11 protein-coding genes are annotated in these 17,071 nt (G+C 73.0%); 5 read left to right on the plus strand and 6 right to left on the minus strand.

Annotated features, from left to right (window positions below; all coding sequences use genetic code 11):
* Positions 1-90: 90 nt before the first annotated feature.
* The 5 genes from ACOZ38_RS23575 (at position 91) to menC (ending at position 8,823) form a co-directional block, all read left to right on the plus strand.
* Positions 91-4,638 carry a hypothetical protein gene (locus ACOZ38_RS23575; RefSeq protein ID WP_424533339.1) on the plus strand — a complete coding sequence of 1,516 codons (4,548 nt, stop codon included), beginning with the start codon at positions 91-93 and terminating at the stop codon, positions 4,636-4,638.
* Between the two features lie 175 nt (positions 4,639-4,813).
* The gene (locus ACOZ38_RS23580) at positions 4,814-5,851 is read left to right on the plus strand and encodes a dipeptidase (protein ID WP_424533340.1); all 1,038 of its coding nucleotides are present in this window, start codon (positions 4,814-4,816) and stop codon (positions 5,849-5,851) included.
* Between the two features lie 11 nt (positions 5,852-5,862).
* A complete protein-coding gene (locus tag ACOZ38_RS23585; RefSeq protein ID WP_424533341.1) occupies positions 5,863-6,927 on the plus strand; it encodes a M20/M25/M40 family metallo-hydrolase in 1,065 nt (354 codons plus the stop codon).
* Positions 6,924-7,703, plus strand: coding sequence for a GNAT family N-acetyltransferase (locus ACOZ38_RS23590; RefSeq protein WP_405150192.1), 780 nt, complete (start codon positions 6,924-6,926; stop codon positions 7,701-7,703). The genes ACOZ38_RS23585 and ACOZ38_RS23590 overlap by 4 nt, the downstream gene beginning before the upstream one ends.
* Positions 7,704-7,722: 19 nt before the next feature.
* Positions 7,723-8,823: an o-succinylbenzoate synthase gene (gene menC / locus ACOZ38_RS23595; protein ID WP_424533342.1), complete on the plus strand. Its 1,101-nt coding sequence runs from the start codon at positions 7,723-7,725 to the stop codon at positions 8,821-8,823.
* Between the two features lie 58 nt (positions 8,824-8,881).
* Here menC and ACOZ38_RS23600 read toward each other — a convergent pair whose 3' ends face one another.
* The 6 genes from ACOZ38_RS23600 to ACOZ38_RS23625 all read right to left on the minus strand — a co-directional run bounded on the left by ACOZ38_RS23600 (position 8,882) and on the right by ACOZ38_RS23625 (position 17,071).
* Positions 8,882-9,577, minus strand: a complete 696-nt coding sequence (locus ACOZ38_RS23600; RefSeq protein ID WP_424533343.1) for an ABC transporter ATP-binding protein — start codon at positions 9,575-9,577, stop codon at positions 8,882-8,884.
* Positions 9,574-11,397, minus strand: coding sequence for a dipeptide/oligopeptide/nickel ABC transporter permease/ATP-binding protein (locus ACOZ38_RS23605; protein ID WP_424533344.1), 1,824 nt, complete (start codon positions 11,395-11,397; stop codon positions 9,574-9,576). Before ACOZ38_RS23605 ends, ACOZ38_RS23600 begins: the two co-directional genes overlap by 4 nt.
* Positions 11,397-12,410, minus strand: coding sequence for an ABC transporter permease (locus ACOZ38_RS23610; RefSeq protein ID WP_424533345.1), 1,014 nt, complete (start codon positions 12,408-12,410; stop codon positions 11,397-11,399). Before ACOZ38_RS23610 ends, ACOZ38_RS23605 begins: the two co-directional genes overlap by 1 nt.
* Positions 12,411-13,997, minus strand: a complete 1,587-nt coding sequence (locus ACOZ38_RS23615; protein ID WP_424533346.1) for an ABC transporter substrate-binding protein — start codon at positions 13,995-13,997, stop codon at positions 12,411-12,413.
* Between the two features lie 95 nt (positions 13,998-14,092).
* The gene (locus ACOZ38_RS23620; RefSeq protein WP_424533347.1) at positions 14,093-15,676 is read right to left on the minus strand and encodes a PucR family transcriptional regulator; all 1,584 of its coding nucleotides are present in this window, start codon (positions 15,674-15,676) and stop codon (positions 14,093-14,095) included.
* A 45-nt stretch (positions 15,677-15,721) separates the two neighbouring features.
* Positions 15,722-17,071, minus strand: coding sequence for a serine hydrolase domain-containing protein (locus ACOZ38_RS23625; protein WP_424533348.1), 1,350 nt, complete (start codon positions 17,069-17,071; stop codon positions 15,722-15,724).

Raw genomic sequence — 17,071 nt, forward strand, 5'->3', positions numbered from 1 at the left:
TGATGAGTTTGACGGTAAGTGTCACCCTGTGGTCGGCTCTTTCCTTCCGTGTTTATCGGTGGGCGATCCGGACGACGGGGAGAGCTTGTCATGCCGCTTTTCCAACGGCACTCGCTGGTGCGGGTGATCTCCGCGTCCCTGTCCCTGGCCGGTTCCGTGGCCCTGGCTCCCCCTGCGGCCGCCCACGCCGGCGCCTCGTCGCCCAGCGTTCCCGCCGCCACCAGTGCGGGACCGGCCACGGGGGGCAAGCCCAAGATCGAGCCCGTGCCGGCGATCGTGGTCCCGCCGGAGGCCAAGGTGAGCGTGCCGGACGGGCCGTCCTTGGCCGCCCGGCCCGTACAGGCACGGCCCATCGGGCCTGAGCCACCGCCGGTGACCACTCCGGCCGGGCCCGCACTGGCCGGCGAGGTGGCGGCGAACGCCACCGCGCGCCTGAGGTCCGAGGGGCTGGTTGCGGCCGGTCGCCCTGGTCCCGACGCGAGCAGGCTGCTGCCCGCGACCGAGCGGGCCGGGGTCCTGAGCGTGTCCAAACCCCCTGCGAACGCGGTCGGCGAGACGGCCGCGAAGGTCAGGTCGCCGGCCGGCGTGGACCTCGCGGGGCTCTACCGCGCGCTGCCGGAGGGCATCCCGCTGGTCACCTACCGGCTGTGCGCGGAGACGCCCTCCCTGCCGGTGTCGTGCTCGGCGCCGCAGCCGCTGGTCAAGCCGGTGGCGGCCGATGTGACCGGGGACGGCACGCCCGACCTGGTGGCGAGTGTGGTCCCATCGCTGAGCGCCGCCGACGTGGCGAGCAGGGCCAGGGCCCTCGCGAGCACGCAGCGCGAGCTGGACTCCCTGCTCGGCAGGACGACGGGCGGGCTGCTCGGCCCGTCCGGCGCGAAGGACTCCTCCAGCGCGCAGGTCGAGAGCCGGCGTGACCGCCAGCGGGACGACCTGACGGCCCGGCTGGCGGCGAGGCTCGGCCTGGCGACCACGCGGCTGGCGACCAGCGAGACCCACGGCAGGGCGTTGAGGGCACAGGTGTGGGCGCAGTACGACATCCCCGCCTCGAACGGCTCCACGGCCAGGCGGCTGTCGATCGGCTTCGACGGGTTCCACCGCGGGGCGTCGCTGTCCGGCACGGACTGGGGTCTCTACCGCCTCGGCGCGGCGGCAGGGCAGGGCGCGGTCACGGACGTACGGGTGAGCGTGCGACGGTCGCGGCCGGGCGCGTCCGTCGCGACGGTGGCGGGCATCGCGGGGCTGGACGGCAGGGAGCCCGTCGATCCCAAGGTGGTCAGCCTGCGGCAGTCCCCGGTGCCCGAGCGGCTCACCGTGAGCGCGCGGTTCGACGGGGACAGGCGCGAGGGCACGATGAAGATCGCTTCCTCGGGGCCGTCGGCGCTCGACGCGCTGGTGCTGGACGCCGGGCGGTCGGCGAAGCCGTACGAGGAACGGTTCACCCAGGTCGTGATGGACAAGGTGAGGTCTCAGGTCAGCGTGGAGCTGACCCGGCCGTCCGAGGGCGGCGCGGAGGTTCACTTCGCGGGCACGGCGCCCATGGGCCGGGCCGAGCTGCACGACTTCGTCTACGGCGACGGGCGGCTCAGCAGGGTGATCGAGGGCTCGCTGACCGGGGTCCCCGCCGACTTCCGCGCGCGGTACGAGTCGGTGGACGGCCGGTCCGAGACCTTCACGGTCGACACCGCGCCCCGGGCCAGGGCGGTGGACGTCGTCTATTTCGACCGGGCGGCGGCCAAGACGGTGTTCCGGATGGCGCTGACCGACCTGCCAGCCCACATGCGGATTTATTACGACATAGCTGGAAACAGGGTTACGCATACCGCCAGCTCGAAGATCGGCGGCGTCGAGATGGTCCTCCAGCGCGACGGGGGCGCCGTCTCGACGCCGGCCGGGAGCCACCTCACGATGATCAAGAACGGCGGGCAGGTGGGCCTCTCCGGCCGGCTGTCGGCGCTGGCCGGGTTCGACGTGACCTACGGAGCCAGGCCGCACGCCACGCTCAGGCTGGCCTCGGGGAGACAGCCGTTCCTGGCCGCCGCCAGCGTGGACCGCACCCACCTGCTCCGCATGGACATCTCGAACGCGCCGCGCGAGGTCGAGGTCGATCTGGACCCCGCGGCGAAGAAGGCGCGGTACCGCGCGAGCGGAGTGATCGGCAAGCTCCGCGCGTCGTACGCCAACGTGAAGGCCGGGCCGACCATCGACAGCAGCCTGTACGGGGTGCGGTCCAGGGTCGACGGGTCATGGCGGCTCGGCGACCGGTCGTCGGCGGAGGTCACGACGGCGTCGAGCCTGAAGAAGGCCGAGCTGTACGCCAGCCGGGCGTACGTGACGGAGATCGGCCCGACCGGCGGCGAGGACGTCCACGCGACGGTACGTGACGTCCACCGGCACGTCGCGGTGGTGGCCGACCTCGCGGGCAGGCGCCTGGACTGGACCGCCGACAGGCCGGTGGCCTCGGTACTCGCCTTCGCCCGGGCGGACTACCAGGGTCGCCGCTTCAGCGTCGCGGCCAAGGCGACCGGCGTGCCCGCGCGGTTCGAGGCCGCGTGGGGCGACGGGACGTACCGCTTCCGTGGCGTCTCCGGGCCGGTGGGCTCGGTGACGCTGGCCGTGACCAACCATGACGGCGCGCGGGCTCCGTCCGGGCCTCACCTGGCCGCGCACTATCGCGCGGCCACCGGCGATCTGGACGCCAGCGTCCGGGTGGACGGCCTGACCAGCGTGGAGTTCGGCGGGAGCGACGCCGGGTTCAAGGCGGCCTTCCAGGCGGCCCGGCAGTCCGTCGCGCTCGACGCCGACGTGTACCTGGCCGGTGACCTGCGGTTCGGCGCGCTCGGCACCCTCGGCCCGATCCCCGGCGGCATCGAGGTGTCCGCGGCCGGCGGCGGGCCGGTCACCTACAGCGCCAGTGGCGCGCGGATGGACCTCAAAGCGCAGGTCTGGCTGGGCAAGGTGGCCGCGATCAACGGCATCTCCGGCGTGCCGGGGGTGGCGAGCGGCGTGGCGCTGGCCGACGGCGGCTGCGTCCCCGGCTCGGCGGGCTGCGCCGGGGACCAGGGCCCGTTCTGCGCGGGCGCGAGCACTCCCGCGGACAAGGGAACGGGCACGGGCGCCTCAACGGACGCGGCCAAGGGCGAGGCGGCGGGGCGGGGATGCTTCGGCGTCCGGGGGTTCGTGAGCCTGGCGGGCCTCCCGTCCAAGGTGACCGTGGACCCCGCCCGCAGGACGTTCTCCTTCTCCGGGTACCGGCCCGCGGTCAGGAAGCTGGAGGTGTACCTGGCCAGCGAGGTCCTCGCGCCGGTGCCGATCAGGGCGCTCGCCACGCTGGACGGGCTGCCGCGCTCCATCACCGGCATGTCGGTCGGCCCGTTCGAGGCCGGCAGGGGCAAGGACGCCGACGGGCGCGACGCCAACGTGATCAAGGTGAACTACCGGGTCGAGCCGGCGGCGACGATCACCTCGCTGAAGGCGCTCGCGGAGGCCGACACCGGTGACCGGTACGGCGTCGTGCGGGGCCGGGTCCTCGTGGACCCGGTCCCCGCGGTGGTGGCGATCGACGGCACGTACGGCAAGAAGACGCATCTCCGCGTCCAGAACTCAGCGGCGGTCAGGCGGCTCACCGCCGAGGTCACGCTCACGCCCCGCGCGGCCAAGCCGGGCACGGGCGTCGCGCGGTTCACCGACGTGCCTGCCGCGTTCACGATCGACGCCGACGGCGCGTCGCGGACCGGCCTGCGGATGCCGGCGCTCGCGTACAAGGCGGACGGCGGGGAGAACACGCTCGACGGGCTCTTCGCGGTCGAGGGGGCGCTGGTGTCACAGGTGTACCGGCCGGAGCGGGGTGAGCTGCTCGACGCCTCGTTCGTCGTCAAGGACCTGGCCTCCGACACCACTGCCAAGATAAATCCCGATTTATCGGTGGATTTGGCTTCACGGCCGGTGGCGACAAGGCTGCTGGAGGTGCACGCGGGCCTGTCCGTGGCTCCGGTGGAGCGGCAGCGGGTGGCGGTGCGGAAGGACATCCCGTACACGACCGGATTCTTCGCCCTGCGGCTGGACGGTGACTTCGCGCTCGGCCAGAGCAGGATCGAGGACGTCTCGCTGGGCGTCCACGGCATGTCGTGGCTGAGGATCCGGCCGGGCAGGATTCCCTTCGGGATGCGGGCGCCGAGCGAGCTCGGGTACATCTCCCCCGGCTTCGAGGGCGCGTACGACCACGTCGACATCCGCGCGGGCGGCATCGACCTCAGGCCGGACGTGAAGCTGGACGTCCGCATCGCGCGCAGCGTCGGCAAGGACGTCTTCAAGGACACGCTGAGGCTCGGCCCGGCGACGTCGCTGGAGTTCCGGCGCTATGACCAGCGCACGCGGCCGATCAGCGCCAGGCAGGCGCTCAAGGTCGGCGCCACCCCGATCGCCTGCCTGTCGATCGACACCAGGCCGGGGTTCGCCGCCGCGCGGCGGGCCGGCTCGATCACGCTGCGCGGCGCGGACGGCCCCCAGATGGTGAGCCTGCTCGACCCCGGCGGCCGGGTTCAGGGGTACGCCCTCGACCTGCTGTCACAGTTCATGTCCCCCTTCGCCGGAGCGGGCTGGAAGGTCTCCGGCCTCACGACGGGCCGCTGCCGGTGACCGTCTGACGAGGCAGGTTCACGTTGCGGGCGTACATCCGCAGCCGCGGCGCGGGATCAGCGGAGCGCCCTTGGCCGAATGGACGAACAGCCCGTTCCGCTTAGGTGAAGCGGACGAATTCCGTGACCCTCCCTTGTCATACCGTTGCGGCAAACATCCACCGGAGGGCTGGTCCGTGTTCGTTGATCTTCATCACCGCGCCGTGGTCGCCGACACCCACAACGACCTGCTGATGGCCGTCACGGCCAGGCCACCGCGTCGGTGGGCGTCGTTCTTCCGCGAGCGCTGGCTGCCCCAGCTGCGCGAGGGCGGGGTCAACGTGCAGGTCCTGCCGGTCTTCATCGACGACCAGTACCGCCCCGAGGGCGCGCTCAGGCAGACCCTGCGCATGATCGAGTGCGCGCACACGCTCGCCGAGGGCAACCCCGGCGCGGTACGGCTGTGCGTGGACGGCGACCAGATCGACGAGGCGCTCGCGCAGGACAAGATCGCCCTGGTGCTGGCGATGGAGAGCGCCCCCGGCCTGGACGCCGACGTCGAGCTGCTGTCCACCGTGCACCGGCTGGGCGTGCGGGTCGCCTCGATCGCGCACTGGGGCCGTACGGCCCTGGCCGACGGCAGCGGTGAGGACGCCACCGGCAGCAGGCTCACCGCCGCCGGAGTGGAGGCGCTGCGGGAGATGGAACGCCTCGGCATGATCTTCGACGTCTCGCACCTGGGCGCCTCCGGGGTGGCCCACGTGCTGGAGCTGGCCACCAGGCCGGTGATGGCGACCCACTCCTCCGCACGCGCGCTGCGCGACCACCACCGCAACCTCACCGACGACCAGATCCGCGGCGTCGCCGCGACCGGCGGCGTGGTCTGCGTCAACTTCGTCCCCTCCTTCCTGTCGGATGACCCGGCCGAGCACACCGTGGACCGCCTGGCCGACCACATCGAGCACGTCGCGAGGGTCGGCGGGATCGACCACGTGGGCCTCGGCCCCGACTTCGTCCGCGAGGTCATGAGCGAGACCACCCCTCCCTGCTGCGAGGACTTCGGCTACGGCGACATCGACCCCCTGGCCGTCCTGCCGGGGCTCGACGGGCCGCGCGGCCTGCCCCTGGTGACCGAGGCCCTGGCCAAGAGGGGCCTTCCCGAGGACGACATCGTCAAGATCGTGGGCGGCAACGTGCTGCGGCTGTTCCGCGCGGAGCTGGGACGGCCACGGTGAACCTCGGCCTGATGCTCCAGGATCTCGAGGAGCTCGTCGTCTGCGAGTCCTTCTCGGCCGACCACCACGCGGTGGCCCGCAGCGCCGGGGTGGTCGCCGACCAGGGGACCAGAATGCTCGGCGCGCGTCCGGAGACGATCGTGATCGCCGGGGTCAGCCATCTGCGGTGGACCTTCGGCACGCCCCGGGTGCTGCTGGTGGGCCACCACGACACGGTCTGGCCGATCGGGACGCTTCGCGAGCACCCCTGGTCGGTGGAGGACGGGGTCGCCCGGGGGCCGGGCGTGTTCGACATGAAGGCCGGGCTGGTGCAGACCTTCCACGCGCTGGCCGCGCTGCCCTCCCTTTCGGGGGTGTGCGTGCTGGTCACCGGGGACGAGGAGCTCGGCTCTCCCACCTCGCGCGCGCTGGTCGAGGACTCCGCGTGCGGGTGCGCGGCCGCGTTCGTGCCGGAGGCCGCCGCGGACGGCGGCGCGCTCAAGACCGCCCGCAAGGGCGTCTCCACCTACGAGATCACCGCGCACGGGAAGTCCGCGCACGCGGGCCTGGAGCCGCAGGCGGGGGCGAACGCCGGCGTCGAGCTGGCCCACCAGATCATCGCGCTCGCGGCGATGGGCGACGGGGCGACCACGGTCACCCCGACCGTGCTGTCCGGCGGGGCGACGGTCAACACCGTGCCCGAGCTGGCCTCGGTGTCGGTGGACGTGCGGGTCCCGACCGGCGAGGAGCAGAAGCGGGTGGACGAGCTGGTGCGGGCGCTGACCCCGCGGCTCGCCGGAACCCGGCTGCGGGTGAGTGGAGGGCCGAACCGGCCGCCGCTGGAGGAGGCCTCCTCGGCCGGCCTGTTCGAGCTGGCCCGCCGGATCGCCGGGGACCTCGGCATGCCGCCGTTGCGCGGGGTGGCCGTGGGCGGCGGCTCCGACGGCAACCTCACCGCGGGCGTCGGGTGTCCCACCCTGGACGGGCTGGGCGCGGTCGGCGGCGGCGCGCACGCGGCCCACGAGCACACGCTGGTCGCCGAGATGCCCGTGCGCGCGACGCTGCTCGCCGGACTGGTCGGGGCGGTGCTCGGATGACCGGCGTGGTGCTGCGCGAGCTGCACTTCATCGAGGAGTTCGAGGAGGTCTACCGGCTCTTCGACGGCATCTGGCACCCCGACCCGGGCGGCGCGCCCATCACCGTGGAGCTCATGCGGGCACTGTCGCACGCGGGCAACTACGTGGTCGGAGCCTACGAGGGCGACCGCCTCGCCGGCGCCTCGGTCGCCTTCCTGGCGGCCCCGGCCGGGCAGGTGCTGCACTCGCACATCACCGGCGCCTCGGACGGCAGGGGGATCGGGTTCGCGCTCAAGCTGCACCAGCGCGCCTGGGCGCTCAGCCGTGGCCTGGACCGGATCACCTGGACCTTCGACCCGCTGGTGCGCCGCAACGCCCACTTCAACCTGGCCAAGCTCGGCGCGCGTCCCGAGGAGTACCTGCCGTCGTTCTACGGCGCCATGGAGGACGCGATCAACGCCGGGGACGAGTCGGACCGGATGCTCGCCATCTGGCGGCTGTCCGAGCCGCAGGTGCTGGCCGCCGCCCGGCGGGAGCCGTACGCGCCGCAGGTCCCGCCGGACGCGGTGATCGGGCTGGCCGACCGGGACGGACGGCCGGTCCCCGGCCGTACCGACGCCGCGACGGTGCTCGTGGCGGTGCCCGGCGACATCGAGGGCCTGCGCCGCACCGATCCCGGCGCCGCCAAGGCGTGGCGGCACGCCGTGCGCGACGTGCTGGAAGGCCTGTTGCGCGAGGGCGCCCGGATCACCGGGTTCCATTCCAAGTCCTGCTATGTCGTGGAACGCACTACCTGATCGCCGGGGGCACATCATCATGAAGATCACTGGTATCGAACTGCGGCGGATCGCGATGCCGCTGGTCGCGCCGTTCCGTACCTCGTTCGGCACCGAGACCGAGCGTGACGTGCTGCTCGTGCGGGTCGTCACGCCCGACGCCGAGGGCTGGGGCGAGTGCGTCGCCATGTCGGCGCCGCTCTACTCCTCCGAGTACGCCGACGGCGCCGCCGAGGCGCTGCGCCGCTTCCTCATCCCCGCCCTGCCCGCCGGCGCCGACGCCTACGGGGTGAACCGGGCCATGGCCCCGTTCAAGGGGCACCGGATGGCCAAGGCCGCCCTGGAGACGGCGGTGCTGGACGCCCGGCTCCGCGCAGGCGGCCAGTCGTTCGCGTCCTTCCTCGGCGCGGCGGGCGACCGGGTGCCCTGCGGGGTGTCGGTCGGCATCATGAACTCCGTTCCCGAGCTGCTCGACGCCGTCGAGGGCTACCTGTCCGAGGGCTACATCAGGATCAAGCTGAAGATCGAGCCCGGCTGGGACCTGGCGCCCGTCCGCGCCGTCCGCGAGCGCTTCGGCCCCGACCTGCCGCTCCAGGTGGACGCCAACGCCGCCTACACCCTGGCCGACGCCCCCCACCTGGCCAAGCTCGACGCCTTCGACCTGCTGCTCATCGAGCAGCCCCTGGCGAACGACGACATGGTGCAGCACGCCGCGCTCGCCCGTAAGATCGCCACCCCGATCTGCCTGGACGAGTCGATCGAGTCCGCCGAGCACGCCGCCGCCGCCATCACCCTCGGCGCCTGCTCGATCATCAACGTCAAGCCCGGCCGCATCGGCGGCTACCTCGAGGCCCGCCGGGTCCACGACCTGGCCCGCGCCCACGGCGTCGCCCTGTGGTGCGGCGGCATGCTGGAGACGGGCATCGGCCGCGCCGCGAACGTCGCCCTGGCCGCGCTGCCGGGCTTCACCCTGCCCGGCGACACCTCGGGGTCGAGCCGCTACTTCGCCACCGACATCACCCCGCCGTTCGAGCTGCGCGACGGCCACCTGGACGTCCCCACGGGGCCCGGCATCGGCGTCGAGCCGGTCCGGGACATCCTCGAAGAGGTCACGACCTCCACCGAGTGGATCACCACCTAGAACCCCCGGGGGCGGGCTCTCCGCCCCCATCACCAGGTAGACATCCCCCGGGGGGCTCTCAGCTCCGGCCGAGGCGGGGAACCGCCTCGATGAGCGAGCGGGTGTAGCCGTCCCCGGGCGTGCCCACCACCTGCTCCGTCGGCCCGTACTCGACCAGCCTGCCCTGGTGCATCACCGCGACGACGTCGGAGACGTACCGCACCACGGCGAGGTTGTGCGATATGAACAGCATCGAGAACCCGAGCTCCTCGCGCAGCGAGCGCACCAGGTTCAGCACCGCGCCCTGGACGGACACGTCCAGGGCGGCGGTGATCTCGTCCGCGATGAGCAGCTCGGGACGGGCGCCGAGCGCGCGGGCGATCGCCACCCGCTGGCGCTGTCCCCCGGACAGCTCGCGCGGGTAGCGTCCCGCCAGCGCGGCGGGGAGCGACACCAGCGACAGCAGCCGCTCCACCTCCGCCCCGCGCGCGGCCCTGGGCAGGCGCAGCCCCTCGGCCACCGACGCGCCGACGGTCATGCGCGGGTCGAGTGAGGCCTGCGGGTCCTGGAAGACCATCTGTATCCGCCGGGGATCGCCGCCGTCGATGCCGCCGGTGTACGGCACGAGGCCGGCCACCGCCCTGGCGAGCGTGGACTTGCCCGACCCCGACTCCCCCACGAGGCCGACGGTCGCCCCGGCGGGGATCTCCAGCGTGACGTCGTCCACGGCGGTGAACGCGCCGAACCGCACGGTCAGGTTCCTGATGATCATCATGCCTCCCAGCAGGCGACGCGGTGCGCCTTGCCGTACTCGGCCAGTGGTGGGCGCTCGGCGCACCTGGCGGTCGCCAGGGCGCAGCGGGCCGCGAAGGCGCAGCCCTCGGCGACGTCGGCGGGCGAGGGCTGACGGCCGGGAATGCTCGCCAGCGGCAGCGACCTGTCGGTCTCCATGTCGGGCAGCGAGGCGACCAGCGCGCGGGTGTAGGGATGCGCGGCGCCGGTGGCCAGCTCCTCGACCGGCAGCTCCTCGACCACGCGCCCGGCGTACATCACCACGACGCGGTGGCACAGCTCTCCGACCACGGCGATGTCGTGGGAGATGAACAGCGTCGCCGCGCCGGTCTCGTCGGTCACCTCGCGCAGCAGCCTGAGGATCTGCCGCTGCACGGTCACATCCAGGGCGGTGGTCGGCTCGTCGGCGATGATCAGCCGGGGCGCGCCCATCAGGCCCATCGCGATCACCACGCGCTGCCGCATGCCGCCGGACAGCTCGTGCGGGTGCTGCCGGGCGCGCTTGCCCGGCTCCGGGATGCGCACGTGTCCGAGCCGGTCCAGTGCCCTGGTCCAGGCCTCGGCGCGGCTCGCGCCCTGGTGGACCGTCGCCACTTCAGCGAGCTGCCCGCCGACCCTCAGCGCCGGGTTGAGCGAGGCCATCGGGTCCTGGAAGACCATCGCGAGCGACGTGCCGAGCAGCTTGCGGCGCTCCGGCGCCGACAGCTCGCCGAGGTCGGCGCCGCACAGCCGCAGCCGTCCCACGCTCACCTCGCCCGGATAGGGCACCAGCCCGCCGATCGCCGAGGCGGTCAGGCTCTTCCCGCTGCCCGACTCCCCCACCAGGCCGACGATCTCGCCGGGCGCGATGGTCAGCGACAGCCCGCGCACCGGGGTCACCCCGCCCGGGAAGGAGACGGTCAGGTCCCGCACCTCAAGGGCCGCGTCCGGGTCGGGTTCGCCGAGGCCGCCGGCATCGGGGACGGGCGGGCGTACGGCCTTCCCGCCCGGCGCGGAACGCCGTGACGCCGCGTTCGCCAGGGTGTCTCCCAGCAGGTTGAAGCCGATGCCCGCGAGCGCGACGGCGACCGCGGGGCCGAGGGCGACCGCCGGGGTGGTGTAGATCCGGCTGAAGCCGTCGAAGAGCAGCCGTCCCCAGTCGAACGACGGCGGCTGCACGCCGAGGCCGAGGAAGGACATCCCGGCCAGCCCGAGAAGCGCGGCGCCCAGCGCCTGGGTGACGTTGAGGATCAGCGGCTCCGCGATGTTGGGGATGATGTGCCTGGTCATGACCCGCCACCGGGAGACGCCGAGCATGCGGGCGGCGGACACGTAGTCGGCTCTGGTGACGGAGGCCGCGAGCGTCTGGGTGAGCCGGGCGAAGCCGGGGACGACGGCGGCGCCGATGCCGAGCACGGCCCCTCGCGCGCCGAGCCCCGCGATCACCGCGGTGAACATCGCGAGCAGCAGGCCGGGGAAGGCGACCAGCGCGTTCACCGCGCCGGTGAGCAGGCGGGCGGCGGCGCGGGGCAGCACCGAGGGAAGCGCGCCGAGCACGGTGCCCGCCGCCGCGCCGATGATCGTGGCCAGCAGGGCGAGGGTGAGCGAGAGCCGCCCGGCGACCAGCACCCGGGAGAGGATGTCGCGGCCCAGGTTGTCGGTGCCGAGCGGGTGTGCGGCCGAGGCCCCCTGGAGGATGGCCGAGGAGTCGATGCGCTCGGCTCCGGCGCCCCAGATCGGCGGCCCGGCGATCGCCAGGATCACCATGAGCGCGACCAGGATGGTCCCGGCGAGCCCGGCGGGGGTCCGCAGCAGCTGCCGCATCAAATCTCCTTCAGCGCGGAGGTGGGGTCGACCACACCGAGCAGCAGGTCGACCAGGAGGTTCACCACCAGCACGACCGCGCCGTAGACGAGGATCACGCCCTGGGCGACCGGATAGTCCTTCTGGGTGATGGACTCCACGACCCGCATGCCGAGGCCCGGCCAGGCGAAGACGTACTCGACGAGCACGCTCCCTGCGATCAGGCTGCTGAGCAGCAGCCCGCCCACGGTCAGCGTCGCGGTCAGCGTGTTGGGCAGGACGTGCCGCACGTACAGCCGGGAGGCGGGCAGCCGCTTGGCGCGCGCCAGCCGGATGTAGTCGGTGCCGAGCGCGCGCAGGGTCTCCACCCGGGAGATGCGGGCGATCATCGCGGTGGGCGCGACGGCCAGGGCGACGATCGGCAGCACGTACGACTCGGGCCCCGCCCTGCCCGCGGGCGGGAACCAGCCGAGCCCGATCGCGAACACGGTCACCAGGGCGATCGAGTAGAAGAACTCGGGCACGGCGACGGCCGCGCCGGTCACCGAGGTGAAACTCGCCTCGGTGCCCCTGTTGCGGCCGTTCTCGGTGCGGATCGCGGCCCACATGCCGAGCGGCACCGCGGCGAGCAGCGCCGCGACGGTGGCGCTCAGGGCGAGCGCGAGGGTGCTGGGCAGCCGGGCGGCGATGACGTCGCCGACCTGCTCCCCGGTGAGGAACGACGTGCCGAAATCGCCACCGAGCACGTTGCGGACGTAGGTCAGCAGCTGGTCCAGGATCGGCAGGTCCAGCCCGAGCGCCGCACGCCTGGCGGCGATCAGCTCGACCGGCGCGGCCGGGCCGAGCGAGGCGCGCACGGGATCGCCCGGGATGAGGTGGATCATCGCGAAGGACGCGACGAGTAGCACGGCCAGCGAGACGGCGAACCGGACGACGCGCCGCAGCACGAACGCGCCGCGCGCCCGGCCGGCGAGCATCCGGCCGGCCCGCCCGCCGGACGGGCCTGACACGAGGGAGCTTGGGGTTCCGGCCACTCAGCCCGCCTCGGTCATCCGGATGGACGTCGGCGAGAACTGGCCCGCCAGCAGCTCGAACTTCGCGTTCTTCATGGCGACGAGCACGGTGTTCTCCACGACCGGCACCAGGTCGGCGTTCTCGAACAGCGCGTACTCCGCCTCCAGCCAGAGCTTGCAGCCCTCCGCCCCCGGCTTGAGCACGGCCTCGGCCGCCAGCTTCTCGTAGCGGGTGTTGGCGATGTGGGCGAAGTTGCCGCCCTTCGGGGCGGCCGGGCCCGACATGAACCCGACGAGCTGCGAGGGCAGCGTGACGCCGATCGGCAGCCAGACGACGTCGTAGTCCTGGGTGACGTTGAGCGACTCCGACAGCTTGGTGTCGATGACACCGTTCAGCGTGACGTCGGCACCCGCCTTCTTCCACGCCGCCGCGAGGTATTCGACCGCGGCCTGGACGCCCGCCCCTCGGGTGGTGCCATACAGCAGGCGCAGGGTCAGCTTCTTCCCGTCCTTGGCGCGGACGCCGTCGGGGCCGGCCTTCCAGCCCGCGGCGTCCAGCGCGGCGGCCGCGCCGGCCGCGTCGAAGGCCGGGACGTGACCGGTGACGGTGTCGCCCTGGCAGGGCCGCGGGTCCAGCACCAGCCCGGTGGCCGGACGGCCGGTGCCGCCGGAGGCGATGCCGGCGAGCTCCTTGAGGTCGACCGCCTGGGTGAGCGCCCTGCGCACCGCCGGGTCCTTGGCGGGACGGTCGTCGCCCTGGTGGTACAGGAACTGCCCGTTGCCCGCCGCCAGGACCATCTTGCCCATCCCCGGAAGCGCCTCAAGCCGCGCACGGTCGGCGCCGTACACCACCGCGCCGTTGAGGCCACCGGAGATCAGCAGGTTGGCCGCCGTCTGCTCGTTCGGCACGACCTTCAGCACGATCTTGGCGGGCTGGCCGGACTCCTTGGTGGTGGCGCCACCGGGTCCCCAGGTGTAGTCCTCGCGCACCTCGAACGTGTAGTGGTCGCTCGGCACCGCCTCGGTGAGCTTGTAGGGCCCGGAACCCGAGGTGGCGTGGGCCAGCACCGAACGGTCCTTGACCCCCTTGCCGCAGACGACGAAGACCTGCGGGGTGCTCTCCAGGATGAAGCCGAACGGCTTGGGGGTCGACAGTGTCACCGTCCCGGCCGCGTCGTCCGCCACGGCCTTCATCCCGATGGGGATGAACACGCCGTAGACGGGCGACTTGGTGGCGGGGTCGGCGATGTGGTTCACGTTCGCGGCCACGTCGGCGGGGGTGAGCTTGGAGCCGTCGGAGCAGGTGACGTCCTTGCGGAGGGTGAAGGTCACCGAGTCGGGCTTGACGTCCCACTTCTCGGCCAGCCCGGGGAGGATCTTTCCATCGGGCCCGTTGTAGACCAGCGTGTCGTAGGCGAACGACAGCACGGTGTTGGTGACCGAGAGCACGCCCATGGCCGGATCCAGCGCACCGGGGTCGCTGTTGATCGCGAAGGTGAACGTGCCGCCGCCGGCGGGTCCGCCTGATTCGGTGCCCGCGGTGCCACCGCACGCGGCCGCGAACAGGCTGAGGGCGCCGAGCACGGCCGCCGCTGCTGTGTTTCTCATCGGGGCTCCAGGAAGCTGGGGGTGATGCCCCACATTCGCCGGTTCGGCGCCATCCTTCTTCGTCCCCGTCCACGAAAAGCGGGAGGCTCGTCGTGCTATCGCCCGAAGATCCGCATCTGGAGCGTCACGGCCAGCCGGGCCTCGGGGTCGGCCATGTCGAGGCCGCTGATCTCGATGAGCCGTTTCAACCGGTAGCGGAAGGTGTTGGCGTGCACGTGCACCTTGGCCGAGGCGGCGTTGACGTCGCCGAAGGCGTCCAGGTAGGCCCGCAGGGTGGCGACCAGCTCGCTGCCGTGCTCGGCGTCGTGTGCCAGGAGCCGCTGGTAGGGCCCGGTGGGCGTCTGCTCCTCGGCCCGCACCAGGTCCGAGAGCTGGAGCAGCAGCGACTCGAAGTGCACGCGGGTGTAGCCCGCGACCGCGCCGGAGGCGTCGCGGGAGCGCAGCACCCGCAGCGCCCGGTCGGCGTCGGCCCGCGACCTGGCCACCTCGGCCAGGTCGCGGGCCATGCGCCCGACTCCGATGTTGGCCGCGTGCCGGGGACCGACGCGGGCCAGGAAGCTCTCGGCGACCCGGACGGCCCGCGCCTCCTCCTCACCGCCCGCGTGCACCGGCAGCACGGCGTAGGCCACCGAGCCGATCATCGCGGCGGCGGCCTTGGGGTGGATGGCGCCGACGTGCAGGCCGAGCGCGTCGCAGAACCGCTGCCTGTCGCTCTCCCTGCGCGCGGCGTCGAGGTCGGGGCCGCCGCTGAGCTGGGCGGCGAGCACGCACAATCGCTCGCTCGCGACGCCGAGCCGGCCGGCGGCCTCGGCGGCGTCCCCGCCGCCCGCCAGCACGGTGGACAGCAGGTCGGCCTGGAGCCGTCGCCGGGTGTCCGCCCCGGCACGCTGCCGCAGCACGTGCAGCGCGACGATCTTGGCGGCGTCGGCGAGTGCCTGCCGGCGCTGACCGCTCAGCGGTTCGCGCACCGCCGCCCAGATGGAGCCGAGGATCTCGTCCCCCGACCGCACGGCCACCGCCGCCCGGTTGATGCTGTCGGCGTCCAGCTCGATGTAGATCGGCTCGCGGCTCTGGTAGAGCTGCCGGAAGAATCCACGCTGCTCCAGCATCCGCCGGTACCGCTCCGGCACCTGGCGGCCGAGCACGGTCTCCACCCTGCCCGGGTCGGCCTCGTCCTGCCGGCCGGAGTACGCCAGCACCCGCGAGGACCGGTCCTCGATGGTGACCGGCGCGTCCAGCAGCGCGCACACGGCGTTGGCCAGCGCGAACAGGTCGTCGAGCGGGGGCTCCCCCTCACCGGTGAGCTCGCCCTCGGCCAGTAGCGAGCGCAGCAGCGCGGCCACCTGCGCCCAGGAGGCGGCCCTGGTGAGGCCCAGCACCGCCACCCCGGTCTCGAGTACCTTCGCGCGGACGAGGTCGTCGGCGTCCACCGGTTGCTTGACGACGATGCCCACCGCCGGGCCCACCGCGTCGAGCAGGGCGCAGATCTGCTCGGCGCGGTCGACTCCGACGGCGAGGAGGATGCCCCCCGCCGGCAGGAGCAGCTCGTCGAGGGGGTCGTAGATGTGCACGCCGGTGACCTCGGCGTCGAGCTCGCCGGGGGAGGCCGCCACGTCCAGCACGGTGCTCCCCAGATCCTCCAGGATGCGCCGCAGGCTGGCGCGTGGCTGATCCCTCATTTTCGTACGATAGTGGACATAGACGGACATCATTGGTGAAGGTGTTCAGTCACCGAGCACACGGCGCAGCGCCCGCCCGTTGTGGATGTAGGCCGCGCGGCCGTCCTCCACCACGAAGGTGAGCGTCTCGTGCCTGCCCTCCTCCGGCTCCGCCGCGATGAAGGAGTGCTCGCCGTCGTGGACGAAGCGCGTGGTGGTGCGCGGGGTCCCGACACTGGCCATGAACTCGCCGGGGATCATGACGACCTCCAGGCCGCCGTCCGCCTCGCCCACCTCGTAGGCGATCACCGGCCCCTCGTACCTGCCGGTGTAGGGGGTGAGGTCCACGGCCACGGGCGCTCCGGCCGGCACCGGGAAGCCCGGCACGGCGAGCCCGGTGGCCTCGCGTATCAGCGGCAGCACCACGTCGGCGAGCAGCCCCGCGAACCCGGCGCCGTTGACGCTCATCGCGACGACGAAGTCCGCTTCAGGAACGACCCGCCAGAACGTGCTCTGCCCGATCGTCCCGCCGTCGTGACCGAAGACCTCGCCGCCCCAGTCGAACAGCTCGAATCCGAGCCCCCAGCGGTCGGCCGGCAGCCCCGAGACCCCGGGCACGCCGACCTGCCTGGTGCGCATGGCGGCCACCGACTCCTCCGACAGCAGCCGGGTGCCGTCCTCGGCCAGGCCGCCCGCCGTGAACATCCGGCCGAAACGGACCAGCTCGCGCGGGGCCAGGCACATGGTGGAGCCCGCGGGGGCATTGGAGCGCGGCATCTGCCAGGACGGGTGGACCGTCCCCTCGGGCCCGACGTGCCCGGCCGCCGCCCGGAAGAGTACGGCCTCCTCGGCGAGCAGCGCCCAGTGCGTGGCGCCGAGCGGCTCCAGCAGGCGCTCGCGCATCGCCGTCTCCCACGTGACGCCCCGCAGCCGCGCGACCAGCGCGCCGAGGACGCAGAAGCCGGCGTTGCAGTACGAGAACAGGACCCCGGGCGCGTGCACGTGACCGGCGCCGTGCAGGTAGTCCACGTACTTGTCGAGGCAGTCGTCGCCGCGCCCGGTGTCCTCGAACAGGTCGCCGTCGAAGCCGCCCGTGTGGGTGAGCAGGTGCCTGACCGTGATGACCTTCTCCGCGCCGTCGGCGACGGCGAACTCCGGCAGGTACTCACGGACCGGCCGGTCCAGCTCGACCAGCCCCTCCTCCACAAGCTGCATGACAAGGGCGGCGGTCCAGACCTTGGTGGTGGAGCCGACCTGGAACACGCTGTCGGGCGTGGTCTCCACGCCGGTGTTCCTGTTCACCACGCCGGTGGCGACCTCGACGAGCTCGCCGCCCTTCCACACCGCGAGGGCGGCGCCCGGCACACCGTGGAGCCGGGCCGCCTCGTCGAAACGCTTTCGCAGGTCCTCGAACAT

It is taken from the genome of Sphaerisporangium viridialbum (assembly GCF_049674955.1).
In the GTDB taxonomy this organism is placed as follows: Bacteria; Actinomycetota; Actinomycetes; order Streptosporangiales; family Streptosporangiaceae; genus Sphaerisporangium; species Sphaerisporangium viridialbum.